The organism is Mumia spirodelae (assembly GCF_050632745.1).
GTDB lineage: Bacteria > Actinomycetota > Actinomycetes > Propionibacteriales > Nocardioidaceae > Mumia.
Map to the genome: position 1 here is coordinate 1,158,951 of NZ_JBODSD010000001.1, position 19,087 is coordinate 1,178,037.

20 protein-coding genes and 1 tRNA gene are annotated in these 19,087 nt (G+C 71.4%); 13 read left to right on the plus strand and 8 right to left on the minus strand.

Annotated features, from left to right (window positions below):
* Window positions 1–91 precede the first annotated feature (91 nt).
* From ACQSSQ_RS05635 to ACQSSQ_RS05650, 4 genes are read left to right on the plus strand one after another with little or no spacing between them, the layout of a single operon-like run.
* Window positions 92–736 (plus strand): sigma-70 family RNA polymerase sigma factor, encoded by a 645-nt coding sequence (locus ACQSSQ_RS05635; RefSeq protein WP_431326056.1) that lies wholly within the window; start codon window positions 92–94, stop codon window positions 734–736.
* Window positions 733–1,023 carry a mycothiol system anti-sigma-R factor gene (gene rsrA / locus ACQSSQ_RS05640; protein ID WP_431326057.1) on the plus strand — a complete coding sequence of 97 codons (291 nt, stop codon included), beginning with the start codon at window positions 733–735 and terminating at the stop codon, window positions 1,021–1,023. Before ACQSSQ_RS05635 ends, rsrA begins: the two co-directional genes overlap by 4 nt.
* Window positions 1,020–1,406: a thioesterase family protein gene (locus tag ACQSSQ_RS05645; protein ID WP_431326058.1), complete on the plus strand. Its 387-nt coding sequence runs from the start codon at window positions 1,020–1,022 to the stop codon at window positions 1,404–1,406. Before rsrA ends, ACQSSQ_RS05645 begins: the two co-directional genes overlap by 4 nt.
* Window positions 1,403–1,936 carry a GNAT family N-acetyltransferase gene (locus ACQSSQ_RS05650; protein WP_431326059.1) on the plus strand — a complete coding sequence of 178 codons (534 nt, stop codon included), beginning with the start codon at window positions 1,403–1,405 and terminating at the stop codon, window positions 1,934–1,936. The genes ACQSSQ_RS05645 and ACQSSQ_RS05650 overlap by 4 nt, the downstream gene beginning before the upstream one ends.
* Window positions 1,937–2,127: 191 nt before the next feature.
* On the opposite strand, the gene ACQSSQ_RS05655 is transcribed toward ACQSSQ_RS05650, so the two are convergent.
* From ACQSSQ_RS05655 to ACQSSQ_RS05665, 3 genes are all read right to left on the minus strand, one after another.
* Entirely contained in the window at window positions 2,128–2,202 is a 75-nt protein-coding gene (locus ACQSSQ_RS05655) for a 50S ribosomal protein bL37 (protein ID WP_407921286.1), read from the minus strand.
* A gap of 65 nt (window positions 2,203–2,267) precedes the next feature.
* Window positions 2,268–3,965 carry an acetolactate synthase gene (locus tag ACQSSQ_RS05660; protein ID WP_431326060.1) on the minus strand — a complete coding sequence of 566 codons (1,698 nt, stop codon included), beginning with the start codon at window positions 3,963–3,965 and terminating at the stop codon, window positions 2,268–2,270.
* Between the two features lie 31 nt (window positions 3,966–3,996).
* Window positions 3,997–4,923 (minus strand): DUF2785 domain-containing protein, encoded by a 927-nt coding sequence (locus tag ACQSSQ_RS05665; RefSeq protein WP_431326061.1) that lies wholly within the window; start codon window positions 4,921–4,923, stop codon window positions 3,997–3,999.
* 100 nt (window positions 4,924–5,023) lie between these two features.
* Here ACQSSQ_RS05665 and ACQSSQ_RS05670 point away from each other — a divergent pair, with 100 nt between their 5' ends.
* Window positions 5,024–6,505 carry a sensor histidine kinase gene (locus tag ACQSSQ_RS05670; protein WP_431326062.1) on the plus strand — a complete coding sequence of 494 codons (1,482 nt, stop codon included), beginning with the start codon at window positions 5,024–5,026 and terminating at the stop codon, window positions 6,503–6,505.
* 125 nt (window positions 6,506–6,630) lie between these two features.
* On the opposite strand, the gene ACQSSQ_RS05675 is transcribed toward ACQSSQ_RS05670, so the two are convergent.
* A complete protein-coding gene (locus ACQSSQ_RS05675; protein WP_431326063.1) occupies window positions 6,631–6,882 on the minus strand; it encodes a WhiB family transcriptional regulator in 252 nt (83 codons plus the stop codon).
* A gap of 236 nt (window positions 6,883–7,118) precedes the next feature.
* Here ACQSSQ_RS05675 and ACQSSQ_RS05680 point away from each other — a divergent pair, with 236 nt between their 5' ends.
* The 3 genes from ACQSSQ_RS05680 to ACQSSQ_RS05690 all read left to right on the plus strand — a co-directional run bounded on the left by ACQSSQ_RS05680 (window position 7,119) and on the right by ACQSSQ_RS05690 (window position 10,061).
* Complete coding sequence (locus ACQSSQ_RS05680) at window positions 7,119–7,523, plus strand: hypothetical protein (protein WP_431326064.1); 405 nt, start codon at window positions 7,119–7,121, stop codon at window positions 7,521–7,523.
* Window positions 7,524–7,694: 171 nt separating this feature from the next.
* Window positions 7,695–8,891, plus strand: a complete 1,197-nt coding sequence (locus ACQSSQ_RS05685; RefSeq protein WP_431326065.1) for an NAD(P)-dependent malic enzyme — start codon at window positions 7,695–7,697, stop codon at window positions 8,889–8,891.
* A gap of 201 nt (window positions 8,892–9,092) precedes the next feature.
* Window positions 9,093–10,061 (plus strand): zinc-binding dehydrogenase, encoded by a 969-nt coding sequence (locus tag ACQSSQ_RS05690; protein ID WP_431326066.1) that lies wholly within the window; start codon window positions 9,093–9,095, stop codon window positions 10,059–10,061.
* Window positions 10,062–10,141: 80 nt separating this feature from the next.
* Here the strand turns inward: ACQSSQ_RS05690 and ACQSSQ_RS05695 are convergent, their stop codons facing one another.
* Together ACQSSQ_RS05695 and ACQSSQ_RS05700 are read right to left on the minus strand one after the other, a co-directional pair.
* Window positions 10,142–10,318, minus strand: a complete 177-nt coding sequence (locus ACQSSQ_RS05695; RefSeq protein ID WP_431326067.1) for a DUF6104 family protein — start codon at window positions 10,316–10,318, stop codon at window positions 10,142–10,144.
* A gap of 19 nt (window positions 10,319–10,337) precedes the next feature.
* Window positions 10,338–14,078 (minus strand): multifunctional oxoglutarate decarboxylase/oxoglutarate dehydrogenase thiamine pyrophosphate-binding subunit/dihydrolipoyllysine-residue succinyltransferase subunit, encoded by a 3,741-nt coding sequence (locus ACQSSQ_RS05700; protein WP_431326777.1) that lies wholly within the window; start codon window positions 14,076–14,078, stop codon window positions 10,338–10,340.
* Between the two features lie 209 nt (window positions 14,079–14,287).
* Here ACQSSQ_RS05700 and ACQSSQ_RS05705 point away from each other — a divergent pair, with 209 nt between their 5' ends.
* Complete coding sequence (locus ACQSSQ_RS05705) at window positions 14,288–14,536, plus strand: hypothetical protein (protein ID WP_431326068.1); 249 nt, start codon at window positions 14,288–14,290, stop codon at window positions 14,534–14,536.
* An 8-nt stretch (window positions 14,537–14,544) separates the two neighbouring features.
* Here the strand turns inward: ACQSSQ_RS05705 and ACQSSQ_RS05710 are convergent, their stop codons facing one another.
* Window positions 14,545–15,150 (minus strand): hypothetical protein, encoded by a 606-nt coding sequence (locus ACQSSQ_RS05710; RefSeq protein WP_431326069.1) that lies wholly within the window; start codon window positions 15,148–15,150, stop codon window positions 14,545–14,547.
* Between the two features lie 114 nt (window positions 15,151–15,264).
* Here ACQSSQ_RS05710 and ACQSSQ_RS05715 point away from each other — a divergent pair, with 114 nt between their 5' ends.
* On the plus strand, window positions 15,265–15,909 hold the full coding sequence (locus tag ACQSSQ_RS05715) for a TetR/AcrR family transcriptional regulator (protein ID WP_431326070.1): 645 nt from the start codon (window positions 15,265–15,267) through the stop codon (window positions 15,907–15,909).
* The gene (locus ACQSSQ_RS05720; RefSeq protein ID WP_431326071.1) at window positions 15,906–16,766 is read left to right on the plus strand and encodes a 3-hydroxyacyl-CoA dehydrogenase; all 861 of its coding nucleotides are present in this window, start codon (window positions 15,906–15,908) and stop codon (window positions 16,764–16,766) included. The genes ACQSSQ_RS05715 and ACQSSQ_RS05720 overlap by 4 nt, the downstream gene beginning before the upstream one ends.
* 68 nt (window positions 16,767–16,834) lie before the next feature.
* Here ACQSSQ_RS05720 and ACQSSQ_RS05725 read toward each other — a convergent pair.
* A tRNA-Arg gene (locus ACQSSQ_RS05725) sits at window positions 16,835–16,906 on the minus strand.
* A 60-nt stretch (window positions 16,907–16,966) separates the two neighbouring features.
* On the opposite strand from ACQSSQ_RS05725, the gene ACQSSQ_RS05730 reads away from it, so the two are divergent.
* Both ACQSSQ_RS05730 and argS read left to right on the plus strand, forming a co-directional pair.
* Window positions 16,967–17,380: a response regulator gene (locus ACQSSQ_RS05730; protein WP_431326072.1), complete on the plus strand. Its 414-nt coding sequence runs from the start codon at window positions 16,967–16,969 to the stop codon at window positions 17,378–17,380.
* A gap of 42 nt (window positions 17,381–17,422) precedes the next feature.
* Complete coding sequence (gene argS, locus ACQSSQ_RS05735; RefSeq protein WP_431326073.1) at window positions 17,423–19,084, plus strand: arginine--tRNA ligase; 1,662 nt, start codon at window positions 17,423–17,425, stop codon at window positions 19,082–19,084.
* Window positions 19,085–19,087 lie beyond the last annotated feature (3 nt).

The window sequence follows — 19,087 nt, forward strand, 5'->3', positions numbered from 1 at the left end:
AGGATGCGTGCTCGCGACCCTGACCCGCCCCGCTGACACCGGTGTCGTCGACCCGGTGGTGCCGGGCATGCCGGGGGTAGGCTGGACGGCGATGACCGAACCCACTGAGACAGCCGCCGCGCCCGCAGGCGAGGCGACGGACCGGGTCGAGGCCAGCGAGACGCCCGAGGAGCGCACCGCGCGCTTCGAGCGGGACGCGCTGCCGTTCCTCGACCAGCTCTACTCCGCCGCCCTGCGGATGACGCGCAGCCCGCACGACGCCGAAGACCTGGTGCAGGAGACGTTCGCCAAGGCGTACCAGTCGTTCCACCAGTTCCGCCCGGGGACCAACCTCAAGGCCTGGCTCTACCGGATCCTCACCAACACCTACATCAACTCCTACCGCAAGAAGCAGCGGCAGCCGCAGCAGCAGATGACGGAGGAGATCGAGGACTGGCAGCTCGCCCGCTCGGCGGCGCACACCTCGACCGGCCTGAAGTCGGCGGAGATGGAGGCGCTCGAGCACCTCCCCGACAGCGACGTCAAGCAGGCGCTCCAGCAGCTTCCCGAGGACTTCCGCTACGCGGTCTACCTCGCGGACGTCGAAGGCTTCCCCTACAAGGAGATCGCCGAGATCATGGAGACCCCGATCGGGACCGTGATGTCGCGGCTCCACCGTGGACGCAAGCAGCTCCGTGAGCTGCTCACCGACTACGCGCGCGAGCGCGGGATGGTTTCGGCAGGTGACAAGGCATGAGCGAGGACATCAACCTCGGGCCCGACTGTCAGGGCGCGCTGGAGAACCTCTACCTCTTCCTCGACCACGAGCTGGCCGAGGGCGACTGGGACGCCGTGCACGCGCACATCGCGGACTGCGCGCCGTGCCTCTCCCAGTTCGACGTCGAGCGCATCGTCAAGGAGCTGGTCGCCCGCTCCTGCCGTGAGAAGGCTCCCGACGTCCTCCGGGCCAAGGTGCTCACGTCGATCCGGACGACGACCGTGACGGTCACCCGGACCGAGCGCCTCGGCGAGCCCGGCGCGTGAGCGGGCTCGAGAAGGGACTGACGGCCACGCTCACCCGCACCGTGGGTGAGGACGACACCGCGCTCGCGCTGGGGAGCGGCTCGCTGCGCGTCCTCGCGACGCCGCGGGTCCTCGCCTGGAGCGAGGAGGCGACGTGCGCGGCGATCGCGCCGGTCCTCGAGGACGGGGCGACCTCCGTCGGCACCCGCGTGCGGCTCGACCACCTGGCTGCGAGCCCGCTGGGCGCGACCGTCGCCGTGGTCGCGACCGTCTCGGCGGTCGACGGGCGCATGGTGACGTTCGAGGTCGTCGCGACGGACTCCGACGGCCGGCTCCTGGCCGAGGGCGAGGTGCGCCGCGTCGTCGTCGACACCGAGCGCTTCCTCGCGCGCATCGGCGCATGACCGCGTCGCAGTCGCTCGGCGCGGGCACGCTCGTCGTCCGCGCGGTGCGCACGGACGAGTACGAGCAGGCCGGCGCGATCGTGGTCTCGGCCTACCGTGCCGAGGGTTACCTCCGCTTCTCCGACGGCTCGGAGGACACCGCCTACGCCGCGAAGCTCGCCGACGTCGCGACCCGCGCCGCAGACTCCGAGGTCCTCGTGGTCGAGCGCGACGGCCGCCTCCTCGGCACCGTCACCTGGTGCTCGCCGGGGTCCACGATGCGCGAGCTCGCGACCCGCGACGACCAGGGCGAGTTCCGGATGCTCGGTGTCGACCCCGCCGCGGCCGGCCTGGGCGTCGGTACGGCGATGGTGCGGTGGTGCCTCGACCGCGCGGCCGCCGACGGGCTCCGCGAGGTCGTCATCAGCTCGCTCCCCGACATGGTCCCGGCGCACCGGCTCTACGCGAGGCACGGCTTCGTCCGACGCGAGGACCTCGACTGGTCGCCGGTCCCGGGCACGGAGCTCATCGGCTTCAGTCGCCTGGTCTGACCCCGCGCCGGCTCGCCCGGACCGCGCGCCTGCCGGAGCCGGCGTTCGCTCGGGTACCCCAGCGAGGGCCGTCTGCCCCGAGCGTGCACACTCGGGTCAGTGCGTCTCCGCTCGGGTACCCGAGCGAGCGGACGCGCCCAGACATGACGAAGGGCCTCGTACCGGACTGGTACGAGGCCCTTTCGCGCTGATCAAGCGTTGGGACGCTTGCCGTGGTTCGCGCTCTTCTTGCGACGCGCCCGGCGCTTGCGGCCAGTCTTGCCCATGGGGTCCTCCTCGAACTCTGCTTCTCCCATGGTCGCATGCGGGGCCAACGGGCCCGAACGCGACCTCAGACGCCGGTGGTGCTGCGCGGGTAGACCGCGTCGACGTCGGTCATCACGTTGACCAGGTACGGCACGCCCGAGGCGAACGCGCGGTCGAGCGCCGGGCCGATCTCCTTCGGGTCCGTCACCGCCTCGCCTCCGCCGCCGAGCGCCGTGACGACCTCGTCGTAGCGGGTCTGCGGAGCGAGGTCGGCGGCGACGTCGTAGCCGTAGAGGAACTGCATCGGCGCCTTCTCCAGCCCCCAGGCCGAGTTGTTGCCGACGACCATGACGACCGGGAGGTTGTGGCGCACCAGCGTGTCGACGTCGATGAGCGACATGCCGGCGGCGCCGTCCCCGAAGAGGACGACGACCTGGCTGTCGGGCCGGGCGATCCGCGCGGCCATCGCAGCACCGAGGCCGGCACCGAGGCACCCGTACGGGCCGGGGTCGAGCCAGCAGCCGGGCCGGGCCGGCTCCAGGAACTTGCCCGCGAACGACACGAAGTCGCCGCCGTCCCCGATCACGACCGCGTCGTCGGCCAGGCGGGGGATGAGCTCGCCGTAGATCCGCGCCGGGTGGATCGGGTCGGCGTCGGCGTTGAGGAGCGCGGCGTCGCGGGCCTCGGCGGCAGCGACGGCGTCGCGCAGCTGCCCGGTCCAGCCCGTCCACGACGGACGGGAGCCGCCGGTCGTCTGCAGCGCCTGCAGGACCTGGTCGAAGCACGCGGTGAGGTCTCCCGACAGCGACGCAGCCAGGTTGGCGCGGGCGGAGACCTGCGCGGGGCTGTCGGCGACGTGGACGACCTTCGCGTGGGGCGCGCCGTCCTTGCCACCGAAGACGCCGTAGCCGAGCCGGAAGTCGAGCGGGGTGCCCACGACGACGACGAGGTCGGCCTTGCCGAGCGCGTGGGAGCGGGCCTTGGTGACGAGCTGCTGGTGACCGCGCGGCACGATGCCGCGCCCCATCCCGTTGGCGATCGCGGGGATCCCCGTCTCCTCGACGAAGCGCAGGGCCGCATCCTCGGCGTGGTCGGCCCACACGTCGGTGCCGAGCACGAGCACCGGGCGCTCCGCCTCGGCGATCAGGCGCGCCACCTGGCCCACCTGGTCGCCGTCGGGCTCGATCGGGTCGGGCCGCTGCCCGTAGGTCGCTCCGGAGACGGTCGTACGGCTGAAGAGCTGGTCCATCGGCACGTCGAGGAACGTCGGACCGCGGTGGGAGGACCCCGCGAGCGCGAACGCCTGGTCGACCGTGGGAGCGATGTCGTCCACCGTCTGCGCGGTTCCGGCCCACTTGGAGACGGTCGAGACGATCGGCGGGTGGTCGAGCTCCTGGAGGCTCCCCATGCCCCAGGTGTGGGTCGCGGCGCGGCCCCCGATCGTGACCAGGGGCGACCCGGCGAAGTGCGCCTGGGCGATCGGGCTCACGCCGTTGGTGACGCCCGGCCCTGCGGTGAGGACCGCGAGCCCCGGCGTGCGCGTGAGCTTGCCGGTGGCCTCGGCCGCGAACACCGCGCTGGGCTCGTGGCGGACGTCGACGAGCCGCACCGGCGGCTCGGCCTTCACCGCGGCGTCGTACAGCGGGAAGACGTGCGCACCGGACAAGGTGAACATCGTCTCCACGCCGTGGGCGCGGGCGGCGTCGAGGGCATGATCGCCTCCGTGGCCCTCGCGGCCCTCAGGGGCCGGGGCGTCGGACGCGGTGGGGGTCTCTGCGGTCATGTGACCTAGGTTACCTACGAGTACACCCCGGTCAGCGCGTGGTGGTGACCGTCCGCTTGCCGGCGACGGTCGGGAACAGCCACGGCGTCTCCGCGCGGATCTGCTCGATCGCCGCGAGGAGCAGGTCGGCCCGGTGCGGCGCCGGGGTGGAGAAGAGCTCGTCGTCGCCGGCCACGCCGGCCCGCCCCTTCACGCCGAGGGCGAGCTGGACGTACAGGGCGCGGAGGAACCGCGAGGTGTTGTACGCCGCGGGTGTCGGCCACTCGCCCGGCGACCCGCCGCGCGTCCTCGGCCGCCGGGTGCCGGCGCCGAGCCGGGCGAGCCAGGGCTCGACGACGTTGGGGGAGACCGCGTTGCGGTGCAGGACCGCCATCGCGGCGTAGGCCAGGCGGTCGTCCTCGCCGTGGTGCAGGACGTGCTCGGTCGGGATCAGGAGCCGGTCGGCGATGACGTCGAGCAGGACCGTCAGCTCGAGCTTGTCGAAGTGCGGGGAGCGGGCGAGCGCGCCCAGCAGGTCCGCCCCGTGGGCGACGGCGTGCGCCCAGCCCACCTCGGGGATCCATCCGCGCAGGTCCTTCTCGCGCACCAGCCACGACGTCGCCTGGTCGCCCCAGCCCATCACGGTCGCCGCGGGCAGCAGCTGCATCTCGTTGTCGCGGACGATGATCTCCGAGAGCACGAGCGCGGTGTAGGAACGGCGCAGGACCGTGAGGTCTCCCTGGGTGCCGAGGCCGGTGCGCAGCCCGGTCACGACGCCGTTGCCGAAGCCGCGGAGCAGCGCGTCGTACTCGCCGGAGTGGATCCACGTCGCGAGCAGCGGGAAGGCGATGCCGTCGCGCTGCTGCTGGTCGGGGCTGGCGAGCATGTCGATCAGCTCGAGCGTGAGGTCGTTGAGCGACCTGTCGCTCGGCACCTGCATCCCGGCGCCGATCACGGAACGCCAGTACGACTCGGACACGGGGCTATGGTCGCACGGACGGCGTCGACGACGAGACCCGCCCCACACTCGTCTCGGCAGGCAGACCGACCGTCGTCGACCGCTGGATACGCTGGGCTCCGTGCCTTCCCTCGACGACGTCGCCAGCCATCAGACCAGCCTCGACGCTGCGGACATGGAGTGGCTCCACCAGCTCGTCGCGGACTGGCAGATCCTCGCCGACCTCTCGTTCGCCGACCTCGTCCTCTGGCTGCCGGACGCGGAGGGCAAGGGGTTCTGGGCGGGAGCGCAGATGCGGCCCACGACGGGCGTGACGGCCCACCTCGACGACGTCGTCGGTGACTTCGTCCCCCGCAACCGTCGGCCCACGATCGACGCGGCGTTCCGCGACGGACGCGTCGTCCGGGAGGGGGATCCCGAGTGGCGCGACGACATCCCCGTACGCCTCGAGACCATCCCCGTACGCCGGGACGGCGAGGTCATCGCGGTGATCGCGCGCAGCACGAACCTCCTCGGCGTACGGACGCCGAGCCGCCTCGAGCTCGCGTACCTCGCGATGGCCGACGACCTCACGGAGATGATCAGCGAGGGCGCCTTCCCCTTGCCGGGAGAGCAGTCCGACCTCTCGCACTCGCCCCGGGTCGGCGACGGGCTGATCCGGACCGACGCGTCCGGGCACGTGACGTACGCCAGCCCCAACGGCGTGTCCGCCTTCCGGCGGCTCGGCGTGACCGGCGACCTCGAAGGTGCTGACCTGGCGGAGGTGACCCGGACGCTGATCGCCGCCCCGAACCGCCCCACCGACCAGGCGACGTTGCCCACCCTCACCGGCCGCACCGGCACCCAGGCCGAGCTGGAGAACGGGGACGCCTCGCTCAGCCTGCGCGCGATCCCGCTGCGGTCGGCCGGGGAGCCGTCCGGCGCTCTGGTGCTCCTGCGCGACGTCACCGAGCTGCGACGGCGCGAGCGCGAGCTGATGAGCAAGGAGGCGACGATCCGGGAGATCCACCACCGGGTCAAGAACAACCTCCAGACCGTCCAGGCGCTGCTGCGGCTGCAGGCCCGGCGGATGGAGACCGGCGCCGGGCGCGAGGCGCTGGAGGAGGCCGTACGCCGCATCGGCTCGATCGCGGTCGTCCACGAGACGCTGAGCCAGGCGTTCGACGAGAAGGTCGAGTTCGACGAGGTCGCGGACCGGCTGCGGACGATGGTGGCGGAGGTGGCCTCGCCGGCCCGGAGCGTCACCACCGAGCGGGTGGGGTCGTTCGGCGAGCTGCCCGCGGAGGTCGCGACGCCGCTCGCGATGGTGCTCACCGAGCTGATCCAGAACGCCGCCGAGCACGCGTTCGGCGAGGAGGAGCGCGGCCACGTCGTGGTCGAGGTGCGCAAGCGGGGGGACGTGCTGGACGTGGCCGTCCTCGACGACGGGGTCGGGCTGCCCGCGGGGTTCGACCCGCGGGCGACCACGAGCCTCGGAGTCTCGATCGTGGCGACGCTGGTCGAGTCCGAGCTCGGGGGAGTGCTGTCCTTCGGGCCGCGTCACCCGGCTACGGGCGGCGGGGGCACGAAGGTGCGTCTCGAGGTGCCGCTCGCGGGCCGGTGACCGCCTCGACGAGCCGGTCGGGCGGGTCGCCCCCGGACGTACGAAGGTCCCGCCCCGCGGGTGCGGGAACGGGACCTGGGTGCGACGGCGTACGGCCTGCCGGCCGCGCCAGTCGGGAGAGCGGGTCAGGCGGTGCGGATGCGGGCCCGAGCCGTACGGCGCTTGAGAGCGCGGCGCTCGTCCTCGCTCATGCCGCCCCAGACGCCATGGTCCTGTCCGGACTCCAGAGCCCACGTGAGACACTGCTCGCGGACGTCGCAGCGACGGCACACCACCTTCGCCTCCTCGACCTGCGAGATCGCCGGGCCCGTACTCCCGATCGGGAAGAACAGCTCCGGGTCCTCGTCGAGGCAGGCAGCGTGGTGACGCCAGTCCATGGCGAAACGTCCTTTCTTCTGACCGCGAGAGGGGCCGCGATCTCTACGTTGTGAATGACTTCACGAGCGGGGGCGAATGCGTGCGGATCCCTACCGTGAAGGAGGGGGGTCCGAGCATCCGATCTGCCGTCCTGCGCCCGGAAACACACCGTGAATCAGCGCTGAACAGCAGCACTATGATCGTCGCAAGAAACACGTGTTAACACAAGAGCAATACGACCGAAGGAGCCTGTTCCGTGGGTCACACCACGCCTGCGCCGACGCCCAGGATCACCGTAGCCGCCCTGCTCCTCGCCGTCGAGGGTCTTGCGCTGGTGGTCTTCGCCGTCCTGGACCTCCTGGACCTCCATCGGGACCGTGCGGTGCTGGCGATCGGGACCTCGATCTTCTTCTTCGCCTACGCCGCACTGCTGCTCGTCTCAGCACGTGGGCTGTGGCGCCTCCAGAGCTGGGTCCGGGCGCCGATCGCGTTCACCCAGCTGATCCAGCTCGGCCTCGCCTGGAACCTCCGCGAGGCGGCGCCACCGCTGGCCGGCGTGTTCGTCGTGGTCGCCGCGGCCGTCCTCTGGGGCACGCTCTCGCCGGCGACGAGTCGCATCCTCAAGGCCGTCGACGACGAGGCGCGCGCGTCCCAGCTGTGACGCGTGTGGTTGAATAGGCCGCGGGTCACCCCCTCTTCACCGCTCCCGCGGCCAGACCGGCCGTGCGTGGGGCTCCGGTTCCCGGTCCCGTTCTCGACCGGTCCGTCCTTCGTCGGCGCTGTCCGTGCTGCGGGGACGTGTCTCCTTTTCTCTCTCCAGTGAGGTTCTGTCGTGGTTGCCGAGTCAGTCGACCGTGTCCCGTTCTCGTCGCAGTTCGCGGGGGACCCGGTATTCGACGTACACCGGGGCGGCAAGATGGAGATCACCGCGACCGCGCCGCTGCGTGACGCCGACGACCTCTCCCTGTCGTACACGCCGGGCGTCGCCCGCGTCTGCGAGGCCATCGCCGCCGACCCGACGGTGGCCGACGACTACACCTGGGTCCCCAACACGGTCGCGGTCGTCACCGACGGCTCCGCGGTGCTCGGCCTGGGCGACATCGGCCCCACGGCGTCGCTGCCGGTGATGGAGGGCAAGGCCGTCCTCTTCAAGCAGTTCGGCGGGGTCGACGCCATCCCGCTCGCCCTCGACGTGCGCGACCCGGACGACTTCGTCGACACGGTCGTCCGGATGGCGCCGAGCTTCGGTGGGATCAACCTCGAGGACATCGCGGCTCCGCGCTGCTTCGAGATCGAGCGCGCCCTGCAGGCACGGGTCGACATCCCCGTCTTCCACGACGACCAGCACGGGACGGCGATCGTCACGCTGGCGGCGCTGCTCAACGCGCTGCGGCTGACCGAGCGCGAGATCGAGGACACCAAGGTCGTGATCTCGGGCGCCGGTGCTGCCGGCGTCGCGATCGCCCGCATCCTGCAGGCCAGCGGGGTCCGCAAGCTCGCGGTCGTGGACCGCGGCGGCGTCATCCACCAGGCCCGCACGGACCTCACGCCGATCAAGGCGGAGCTCGCGTACGAGACCAGCGAGTGGGGTCGTACGGGGCAGCTCTCGGACGCGCTCCACGGCGCCGACGTGTTCATCGGCGTCTCGGGCGGCACGGTCGGGGAGTCGGCGATCGAGCGGATGGCCGACGACGCCATCGTGTTCGCGCTCGCCAACCCGACGCCCGAGGTGCACCCGGACATCGCCCGCCGTCACGCGCGGGTGGTCGCCACGGGGCGGTCGGACTACCCCAACCAGATCAACAACGTGCTGGCGTTCCCGGGCCTGTTCCGGGGGGCGCTGGACGTCCGCGCGTCGCGGGTGACGGAGGGCATGAAGGTCGCCGCGGCCCGGGCGCTGTCGGAGCTGGTGGGCGACCGGCTCAGCCCGTCGTACGTCATCCCCTCGCCGTTCGACGAGCGGGTGGCGCCGGCGGTGGCGGGTGCGGTGATGGCCGCGGCCCGTCGCGACGGCGTCGCGCGTCGGTAGCCTTTCTCGCTGGTCGAGTAGCCGGCGGAGCGCTAGCGGAGTCGGCGTATCGAGACCCGGTCGGTCTCGATACGCGGCTCGCCCAGGGGCTCGCCGCTACTCGACCAGCGGGCGTCGCCGCTACTCGACCAGCGGACGTCGCCGCTACTCGACCAGCGGACCTCGCCCGAGGGCGCGGCGACTCGTGGGTAGGGTGCGGACATGTTTGCCGTGTACGCCGAGTCCTTCAGCAACGACGACCCGCTCTCCGGCCTCGTGGTGGGTGAGCGCCCCGACCCCGAGGTCCCGGACGGGTGGACGACCGTCACCGTCAAGGCCGCCTCGCTGAACCACCACGACGTGTGGTCCCTGCGGGGCGTGGGTCTGCGCGAGGAGCAGCTGCCGATGATCCTCGGCTGCGACGCCGCGGGCTACGACGAGGACGGCAACGAGGTCGTCGTCCACGCCGTGATCAGCGACCCGTCCTGGACGGGCGACGAGACGCACGACCCTAAGCGGTCGCTGCTCTCCGAGCGCTACCAGGGGACGTTCGCCGACAAGGTCGTGGTGCCGCGCCGCAACGTGGTGCCGAAGCCGGCCGGCCTGTCGTTCGAGGAGGCGGCGTGCCTCCCGACGGCCTGGTTGACCGCCTACCGGATGCTCTTCACCCAGTCCGGCCTCAAGCCCGGCGACACCGTCCTCGTCCAGGGAGCGGGCGGTGGCGTGTCGACGGCGCTGATCACGCTGGCGCACGCCGCCGGGATCCGCGTCTACGCGACGAGTCGCGACGCGGCCAAGCGCGCCCGCGCGCTCGAGATCGGGGCCGACGAGGTCTTCGAGTCCGGAGCGCGGCTGCCTGCGCGCGTCGACGCCGTGATGGAGACCGTCGGCGCCGCCACCTGGTCTCACTCGGTGAAGTCGCTCAAGCCGGGCGGCACGATCGTCATCGCCGGCGCGACGTCGGGCAACAACCCGTCGCAGGCCGAGCTGACGCGCATCTTCTTCCTCCAGCTGCGTGTCCAGGGCTCGACGATGGGGACGCGTACGGAGCTCGCCCAGCTCGTCGAGTTCCTCGACGTGACCGGCACGAAGCCGCTGATCGACCAGGTGATCCCGATGACCGACGCCGCGAAGGGCTTCGAGGCCGTGGCGTCGGGGGACGTGTTCGGCAAGATCGTCCTGACCCGCTGACACCGTTTGCGGTGGGAGCACCGCAAACGGAAGGCCCGCCGATCCGGTCGTGGATCGGCGGGCCTTCGTGGTTCTGCTGCTCAGTCGTCCTCGTCGTCGAGGCGCGCCAGCCAGGTGGCGAGCCGCTCGACGGGGACCTCGAACTCCGGGTTCAGGTCGACGAACTCCTGCAGCCGCTCCGAGAGCCACGCGAACGTGAGCTCCTCGTCGCCGCGACGGGAGGCCAGCTCCTCGATCCCACGGTCGGTGAAGTACACCGGTCCTCCTCTGCGCCGATCAGGCGAACGTGCGCTCCATGAGCGCCTTGTTCTCCTCGACGTGACGCTTGTGGTTGCCGACCGACGGGGCGGCCGACGCGTCGCGCGAGACCCGGACCAGCGGCAGCTCGAGCTCCGGCGCCAGGTTCAGCGCCATGAACGGCCACGGACCCTGGTTGGCGGGCTCGTCCTGGACCCAGCGGACCTCGGACACGTTCGGGTACTTCGCGAGCTCGGCGTTGATCTCGTCCAGCGGCAGCGGGTAGAGCTGCTCGACGCGGACGACCGCCGTACGGATCCCGTCCTTCTCGACCTTGTCGCGCGTCGCGAGGACGTCGTACGCGACCCGGCCGGAGGTGAGGACGACCCGCTCGACCTTGCTCGCGTCCAGGCTCCCCTCGGCGGGGTCGGCCAGCACCGGCTGGAACGCACCCGACGTGAAGTCCTCCGGCTGCGAGGTCGCGGCCTTCAGGCGCAGGAGCTGCTTCGGCGTGAACACGATCAGCGGACGGTGCTCGCTCTCGAGGTTCTGCTTGCGGAGCAGGTGGAAGTACGACGCGGGGGTCGACGGCTGCGCGACGACCATCGCGTCCTCCGCCGCGAGCTGGAGGAACCGCTCGATGCGGGCCGACGAGTGGTCGGGACCCTGGCCCTCGTAGCCGTGCGGCAGGAGCAGGACGACGCCCGACTTCTGGCCCCACTTCGCCTCGCCGGCCGAGATGTACTCGTCGATGACGGACTGCGCGCCGTTGACGAAGTCGCCGAACTGCGCCTCCCACATCGTGAGCGCCTCGGGCCGCGCCACCGAGTAGCCGTACTCGAAGCCGAGCGCGGCGTACTCGCTGAGCAGCGAGTCGTAGATGTAGAACGTGCCCTGGTCGTCGCTCATCCGCGTCAGCGGCGTCCACTCGGCACCGGTACGACGGTCGATGATCGTCGCGAACCGCTGGGAGAACGTGCCGCGACGCGAGTCCTGTCCCGCCAGGCGCACCGGGCGCCCGTCGAGGAGGAGCGAGCCGATGGCGATGATCTCGCCGGTCCCCCAGTCGATCGGGCCGGCGGTGATCGACGCCGCGCGGCGCTGGAGCTGAGGGAGCACCTTCGGGTGGACCGTGAAGCCGTCGGGGACGCTGGTGTACGCCTCGGCGACCGCCTTGAGCGTCTCCGGCGTCACCGCCGTCTCCAGGCGCGGCAGCTCGGGCTTCTCCGGGTACTCCGGCGCCGTCTGGTACTCGTCGACGGTGCTGGCCTCGGCGAAGACGCGCTGCAGCTGGTCCTGGTAGTCCTTGAGCGCGCTCTCGGCCTCCTCCATCGTGATGTCGCCACGACCGACGAGAGCCGACGTGTAGAGCACACGGACCGACTTCTTCTTCTCGATCACGTCGTACATCAGCGGCTGGGTGAAGCTCGGGTCGTCGCCCTCGTTGTGACCGCGCTTGCGGTACGTGATCAGGTCGATCACGACGTCGCTCTTGAACGCCTTGCGGTACTCGTAGGCCAGCTGGGCGATGCGGATGCACGCCTCGGGGTCGTCGCCGTTGACGTGGAAGATCGGCGCCTGGATCATCCGGGCGACGTCGGTGGCGTACGTCGAGGACCGCGAGGAGCTCGGCGAGGTGGTGAAGCCGACCTGGTTGTTGACGATCACGTGGATCGTGCCGCCGGTGCGGTAGCCGCGCAGCTGGGAGAGGTTGAGCGTCTCCGCCACCACGCCCTGGCCGGCGAACGCCGCGTCGCCGTGGATGAGCAGCGGGAGGATCGGGAACTCCTCGCCGCGGTTCAGCCGGTCCTGCTTGGCGCGCGTGATGCCCTCGAGCACCGGGTCGACGACCTCGAGGTGCGACGGGTTCGCGGCGACGGACACCTTGATGGTGTCGCCGTTGGCCGCGGTGAACTCGCCCTCGACGCCGAGGTGGTACTTCACGTCGCCCGAGCCCTGCACGGTCCGCGGGTCGATGTTGCCCTCGAACTCACGGAAGACGTAGCCCGGGTTCTTGCCGGCGATGTTGACCAGGACGTTGAGGCGTCCGCGGTGCGCCATGCCGATGCAGACCTCGTCGAGCTCGTCGGCCGCAGCAGCCTCGCAGATCTCGTCGACGAGCGGGATCGTCGTCTCGGAGCCCTCGAGGCTGAAGCGCTTCTGCCCGACGAACTTCGTCTGCAGGAACGTCTCGAACGCCTCGGCCTGGTTGAGCTTGTGCAGGATCCGCAGCTGCTCCTCGCGGGGCGGCTTGGAGTGCTCGCGCTCGACGCGCTCCTGGATCCAGAGCCGCTGCTCGGGGTCCTGGATGTGCATGTACTCGATGCCCGACGTGCGGGCGTACGAGTCCCGGAGGATCCCGAGGATCTCGCGCAGCTTCATGAAGCGACGCTCGCGCCCGCCGAACGAGCCCGTGGCGAACTCGCGCTCGAGGTCCCACAGCGTCAGACCGTGCGAGGAGATCTCGAGGTCGGGGTGGCTGCGGGGGGAGTGGTCGAGCGGGTTCGTGTCGGCCATCAGGTGGCCGCGGACGCGGAAGGCGTGGATCAGCTCGAGCACGCGCGCCTGGCGGTGCACCTCGTCGTCGTGGCTGACGGCGATGTCGCGGGCCCAGCGGATCGGCTCGTAGGGGATCTTGAGCGCGCGGAAGATCTCGTCGTAGAAGCCGTCCTCTCCGAGGAGCAGCCCGCTGACGCGACGGAGGAAGTCGCCGGACTGCGCGCCCTGGATGATGCGGTGGTCGTAGGTCGACGTCAGCGTCATCATCTTGGAGATCGCCTGGGTGGCGATCGTGTGCTCGGAGGCGCCCTGGAACTCCGGCGGGTAGTCCATCGAGCCGACGCCGATGATGGCGCCCTGGCCCTTCATCAGGCGCGGCACCGAGTGGTTGGTGCCGATGGTGCCGGGGTTGGTGAGGCTGATCGTCGTGCCCTGGAAGTCGGCGACGGTCAGCTTGTTGTTGCGCGCCTTGTCGACGACGGCCTCGTACGCCGTCCAGAACTGCGCGAAGTCCATCGTGTCGGCCTGCTTGATCGACGGCACGAGCAGCTGCCGGGTGCCGTCGGGCTTGGCGAGGTCGATCGCGAGACCGAGGTTGATGTGCGCGGGCGTCAGGAGGGTCGGCTTGCCGTCGACGACGTCGAACCCGGCGTTCATCTCCGGCATGGCCTTCAGCGCCTTGACGAGCGCGTAGCCGATGAGGTGGGTGAACGACACCTTGCCGCCGCGGGCACGGGCCAGGTGGTTGTTGATGACGATGCGGTTGTCGATCAGCAGCTTGACCGGGACCGAGCGGACGCTGGTCGCGGTCGGGACGCTGAGGCTCTCATCCATGTTGAGCGCCGTACGTGCTGCCGCGCCGCGCAGGACCTTCTTCTCAACGTCAGTCGCCTCCGAGGTGGTCGCGGCGGGCTTCGCCGTGGCGGCCTTCGTGGCGGCGGGCTTGGACGCCGGCGCAGCAGCCTTCGGCGCAGCCTTGGGCGCGGCGGGCGCAGCGGGCTTGGCCTCGGCGGCGGGCGCCTTCGCCGCGGGGGTCGCGGTCGCCGGCTTCGGGGCGCTCCCCGCGGGTGCCGGCTTCGTGGCGGCCGGCTTCACGGCCGTCGCCGTCGCGTTCCCGGTCGGCGGGCTGCTCGGCGTCGTTCCACCCCCCTCGAAGAGCCGGGACCAGGACGCGTCGACAGACGCGGGGTCCGACTTGTAGCGCTCGTACATCTCCTCGACGAGCCACTGGTTGGTGCCAAAATCTGGCAGGGGGCTGTCGCTCTCGGCCACGGCCTCGATCGCCTCTTCCGGGTTGTCCGTTGTCTCCGACGCCCACAGGGCATACGCGTACCAGGGTAGACCCCGGGCGAAGGGTCGCCACCGACGGTCCCGCAGCGTGGTCGGGGTCACAGCCTCTGCGTGACACGCAGGTGTGAGCGTCCGAGACAGGGGTACGGATGGGGGTCGTCCCGGATCACCGCAGGCGTGTCGCCGCCCAGGATGGAGGCATGCTCCTTCCCCTGGTCTCGGTCTGCGTCATCGGCGTCCTCGCCGGGCTGCTCGTCCGTCCGGCGCCGCCGTTGCGCAGGACGCTCGTGCGACGGCTCGCCGTCGGGGTCGTCGGCGCGTGGGCGGGGTTCGCGGCGTTCGCGCTCCTGGGGGTGGTGGTCGACGTGCTGGCCGGGACGGGGACCTATGTGGCCGTGCTCGGCCACGCCGGAGCGGTCCTCGGCGCGCTCGCCGCAGCGCGCTCCTAGCGCTGGGGCTATGCGGTCCGGTCGTCGCGCGCCGGTGTCACGAAGCGCGCCTCCGCGGCACGCCACGCGGCCTGCGCTGCCGAGCGGACCACGGGGACGAGGGGAGCGACGAGGGTGGTCGCCGCCTCGGGAAGGTGGTCACGACCCCACCGGCGCGCGTCGCCCCACAGCTCCAGGCCGCGGGCCTGCATCTCGAGCCGCCGCCATGCGCGCTCCAGGTCGGCGACGGCGTCGGCGTACGCGGCGATGCTGCGGTAGTCGCGGGGACGGGCCGCGTCCCTGCGGTCGGCGGCCACGGCGGCGGCGGTGACGAAGCGCGCGGCGGGCTTGCGGCGTACGTCGTCGGCGAGGTTCGCGGCGTCCGCGTCGGCGTTCTCCCGCATCTCCATCCAGCCGTCCAGGATCGCGTCGTGGCGTCGGCGCGAGGACCGGTGCAACCGGGCGAAGTAGGCGCGGGCGCGCCGGCGGTAGCCGACCTCCTCGGCCGTGAGGACCGCCGCACAGGCGCCCGCGGCGACCACCGCGACCACCGGGCCGACGGTCAGACCGACGAGCGCCGCGACGGAGAGCCACGCTGCCCAGCTGGGAAGGCGGTTGCCGCGGTTCGCTCGCATGCCCCTAAGCGTACGTCCGCGCGGTGCCGCCCTGGGGTTCTCGATAAAACGGAGTAGACTCATTTATGAGTGAGATCCGCATTGGCGAGCTCGACACACGAGGAGGTGGACGGCGTGACGACTCCCGGCAGGCGCGAGCGCAACAAGCAGGAGAAGCACGCGCGCATCCTCGCGGCAGCCTCCGCGCTCTTCGACGAGCACGGCTACGCGGGCGTGACCACGCAGCAGGTGGCCGACCGCGCGGACGTCGCTGCCGGCACGCTCTTCCGCTACGCCGCGACCAAGCCGGAGCTCCTGCTGATGGTCACCAACGCCCGTGTCGCCCAGGCCCTCGAGACAGGACGCGAGGCCGCCGGACGGGAGGACGACCCTGCGCGGGCCGTGCTCGCGCTGGTCGCGCCGCTGCTCGAGGAGAGCCGGGCGAGTGCGGAGAACACGGCCTTCTACCAGCGCGAGGTGGTCTTCGGTGCGGACGGCCCGTACCGCACCGAGGCCCTCGCCCTGGTCGACGGATTCGTCACCGCGATCGCCGGGCTGCTCGAGAAGGCCTGGGCGCGCAGCCACCCGCGGACGGAGGCGCCCGACCCCTCGGCGGCCGCCGACGCCGTCTTCGCGTCGCTGCACGTGGCGATCCTGTCCGCCGCACGGCCCGACCTCGCCGTCGACCCGCTCGCGGACCTCCTGGCGACCCAGGTCGCCCTCGTCGTGCGTGGCTACCTGACCACGCCCCGCCCTGCTCGGAAGGGAGCAACACCATGACCGACATCAAGAACGTGACCGTCCTGGGGACCGGGGTCCTCGGCTCGCAGATCGCCTACGCCACCGCGTACGCCGGCTTCGACGTCGTCGCGTACGACATCGACGACGCCGCGCTGGCGACGGCGCGCGAGCGCTTCGACCGGCTCGTGACCACGTACGAGGCCGAGGTCGAGGGCGCCGGCGACGGCAAGGCGAAGGCCGGCCTCGCCCGGATCTCGTACTCCGCCGACGTGGCCGAGGCGGTGAAGGACGCCGACCTCGTCATCGAGGCCGTCCCGGAGAGCCTCGACGTCAAGCGCGCGACCTGGCAGCAGGTGGGGGAGGCCGCGCCCGAGCGGACGATCTTCGCCACCAACTCCTCGACGCTGCTGCCCAGCGACTTCATGGAGGCCACCGGGCGACCGGACCGCTTCCTGGCGCTGCACTTCGCGAACCGCGTCTGGGTCCAGAACACCGCAGAGGTGATGGGCACGGCCAAGACCGACCCCGCGGTCTACGCGACCGTCGTCGCCTTCGCCCGCGCGATCGGCATGGTCCCCATCGAGGTCAAGAAGGAGCAGCCCGGCTACGTCCTCAACTCGCTGCTGGTCCCGCTGCTCAACGCCGCGGCAGCCCTCTGGGTGAACGGCGTCGCCGACGTCGAGACGATCGACAAGACCTGGCGGATCGCCACGGGCGCGCCGATGGGCCCGTTCCAGATCTTCGACGTGATCGGCATGGTCACGCCGTACAACATCTCGAAGGGCTCCGACGACCCGACGCAGCAGAAGTTCGCCGAGATCCTCAAGCGCGACTTCATCGACCAGGGCAAGCTCGGCGTCGCCTCCGGCGAGGGCTTCTACTCGTACGCCGGCTGACGCTCACCGCGCTTGGGCAAGCAGAAGGGGCGCTGACCTGTCGTTGCAGGTCAGCGGCCCTTCGGCGGTGCCCCCGGTAGGATTCGAACCTACGCTCCCGCCTCCGGAGGGCGGTGCTCTATCCCCTGAGCTACGGGGGCCCCGCTCGCCTTTTCGAGCGAGCCGGACAACGGTATCGCACGCCGAGTACGGTTGCGCACATGCCCTTCCCGAACGGCCGGCCGCCGCGTGTCCTGGTGGTCGACGACACCGACTCGATCCGGCTGCTGCTGCGGACGAACTTCGAGCTCGAGGGCTGGACGGTGCTGGAGGCCGCCGACGGCCTCGAGTGCCTGGACGTGGTGGTGGACACCCGCCCCGACGTGGTCACGATCGACGTCGTGATGCCCCGGATGGACGGGCTCGAGACCGTCCGCGCGCTCCGGCGTTCGCCGAGCACCCGCGACATCCCCGTGGTGATGGTGACGACGCAGGCGCAGGCGTACGACCTCCAGCGCGGGCAGGACGTGGGCGTGGACGCCTACATCACGAAGCCCTTCGACCCGCAGATGCTCGTGCAGACGGTGCGGGACGTGATGGAGCGGTCGTGGCAGGCCGGCGTCGCGGAGGGATGAGACCGCGCAATCGGCGTTGACGGGCCTCGATACGATTCGTGGGTGACTCCCGAACAGCTGTCCGACGCGATCGTCGACGCCCTCAACGCCCTGGTGGCGTCGGGGACCGTCTCCCTGCCTGAGGTCCCGGCGACGGTCGTCGTCGAGCGACCGAAGGTCAAGGACCACGGCGACTACGCGACGAACGTCGCGCTGCAGCTGGGCAAGAAGGCCGGGATGGCCCCGCGGGACCTTGCGACTGCGCTCTCCGAGGAGCTCGCCAAGGCTCCGGGCGTCGGCTCGGTCGACGTCGCCGGGCCCGGGTTCCTCAACGTCCGCGTCGACACCGGCGCGCAGGGGACGCTGGCCGGCGAGGTGGTCCGGGCCGGCAGCGCGTACGGGCGCACCGACACCCTCGGCGGCCGCAAGGTCAACCTCGAGTTCATCTCCGCCAACCCGACAGGCCCGCTCCACCTCGGCCACACCCGCTGGGCCGTCGTCGGCGACGCGATCGCCCGGGTCCTCACCGCGGCCGGCGCGGTGGTGTCGACGGAGTTCTACATCAACGACCGTGGCAGCCAGATGGACAAGTTCGGCGCCTCGCTGATGGCGCTGGCAAACGGCGAGGACGTGCCCGAGGACGGCTACCACGGCGGCTACGTCGCCGACCTGGCCGCCGAGGTGGTCGAGGCCGTCCCCGGCATCCGCGAGCTTCCCGCGGACGAGCAGCTGGTCGCCTTCCGCGAGAAGGGCTACGAGCTCCAGCTGGCGCACCAGAAGGCCGACCTCGCGACCTTCCGGACCCTGTTCGACGTCTGGTTCTCCGAGCGCACGCTCGTCGAGTCCGGCGCCGTGGACCGCGCGCTGGAGGTCATCGCCAAGGAGGGCCACCTCTTCGAGGCCGACGGCGCCACGTGGATGCGGACGACCGAGTTCGGCGACGACAAGGACCGCGTGCTGGTCCGCTCCAACGGCGAGCTCACCTACTTCGCCTCCGACACCGCCTACTACCTCGACAAGCGGGCCCGCGGGTTCGAGCAGTGCCTCTACCTGCTCGGCGCGGACCACCACGGGTACGTCGGGCGCCTCCAGGCGATGGCGGCGTGCGCGGGGGACCAGCCCGGCTACAACCTCGAGGTCCTGATCGGTCAGCTGGTCAAGATCCTCTCCGACGGGGTCGAACTCAAGCTGTCCAAGCGGGCGGGCACGCTCGTGACGCTGTCCGAGCTCGTCGACCTGATCGGCGTCGACGCGCTGCGCTACACGCTCGCGCGTCACCCGGTCGACTCCCCGCTCACGATCGACGTCGCCGAGATCACCCGGCAGAGCAACGACAACCCGGTCTACTACGTCCAGTACGCGCACGCGCGGCTGTCGAGCATCCTGCGCAACGCCGCCGACCTGGGGCTCGTCCCGGCGCCCGACAGCGCCGACCTGTCGCTCCTCTCGACCGAGCGCGAGGGCGACCTGCTGCGGGCGCTGGCCGAGTTCCCGCGGGTGGTGGCCCGCGCCGCCGAGCTGCACGAGCCGCACCGGATCGCGCGCTACCTGGAGGACACCGCGGCCGCGTTCCACAAGTTCTACGACGTGTGCCGCGTGCTGCCGCAGGGCGACGAGGACGTGCAGCCGGTCCACCTGGCCCGGCTCGTGCTCGTCGACGCCACCCGTACGGTCGTCGCCAACGGCCTCGAGCTGCTCGGCGTCTCGGCGCCCGAGCGGATGTGACGC

Bases quoted from the DNA above. Each gene is read 5' to 3' on its own strand.
- ACQSSQ_RS05710 (WP_431326069.1), bottom strand. From the start codon at position 15,150: ATGCGAGCGAACCGCGGCAACCGCCTTCCCAGCTGGGCAGCGTGGCTC.
- ACQSSQ_RS05675 (WP_431326063.1), bottom strand. From the start codon at position 6,882: ATGGACTGGCGTCACCACGCTGCCTGCCTCGACGAGGACCCGGAGCTG.
- ACQSSQ_RS05705 (WP_431326068.1), top strand. From the start codon at position 14,288: ATGCTCCTTCCCCTGGTCTCGGTCTGCGTCATCGGCGTCCTCGCCGGG.
- ACQSSQ_RS05690 (WP_431326066.1), top strand. From the start codon at position 9,093: ATGTTTGCCGTGTACGCCGAGTCCTTCAGCAACGACGACCCGCTCTCC.
- rsrA (WP_431326057.1), top strand. From the start codon at position 733: ATGAGCGAGGACATCAACCTCGGGCCCGACTGTCAGGGCGCGCTGGAG.
- ACQSSQ_RS05635 (WP_431326056.1), top strand. From the start codon at position 92: ATGACCGAACCCACTGAGACAGCCGCCGCGCCCGCAGGCGAGGCGACG.
- ACQSSQ_RS05730 (WP_431326072.1), top strand. From the start codon at position 16,967: ATGCCCTTCCCGAACGGCCGGCCGCCGCGTGTCCTGGTGGTCGACGAC.
- ACQSSQ_RS05650 (WP_431326059.1), top strand. From the start codon at position 1,403: ATGACCGCGTCGCAGTCGCTCGGCGCGGGCACGCTCGTCGTCCGCGCG.
- ACQSSQ_RS05720 (WP_431326071.1), top strand. From the start codon at position 15,906: ATGACCGACATCAAGAACGTGACCGTCCTGGGGACCGGGGTCCTCGGC.
- ACQSSQ_RS05660 (WP_431326060.1), bottom strand. From the start codon at position 3,965: ATGACCGCAGAGACCCCCACCGCGTCCGACGCCCCGGCCCCTGAGGGC.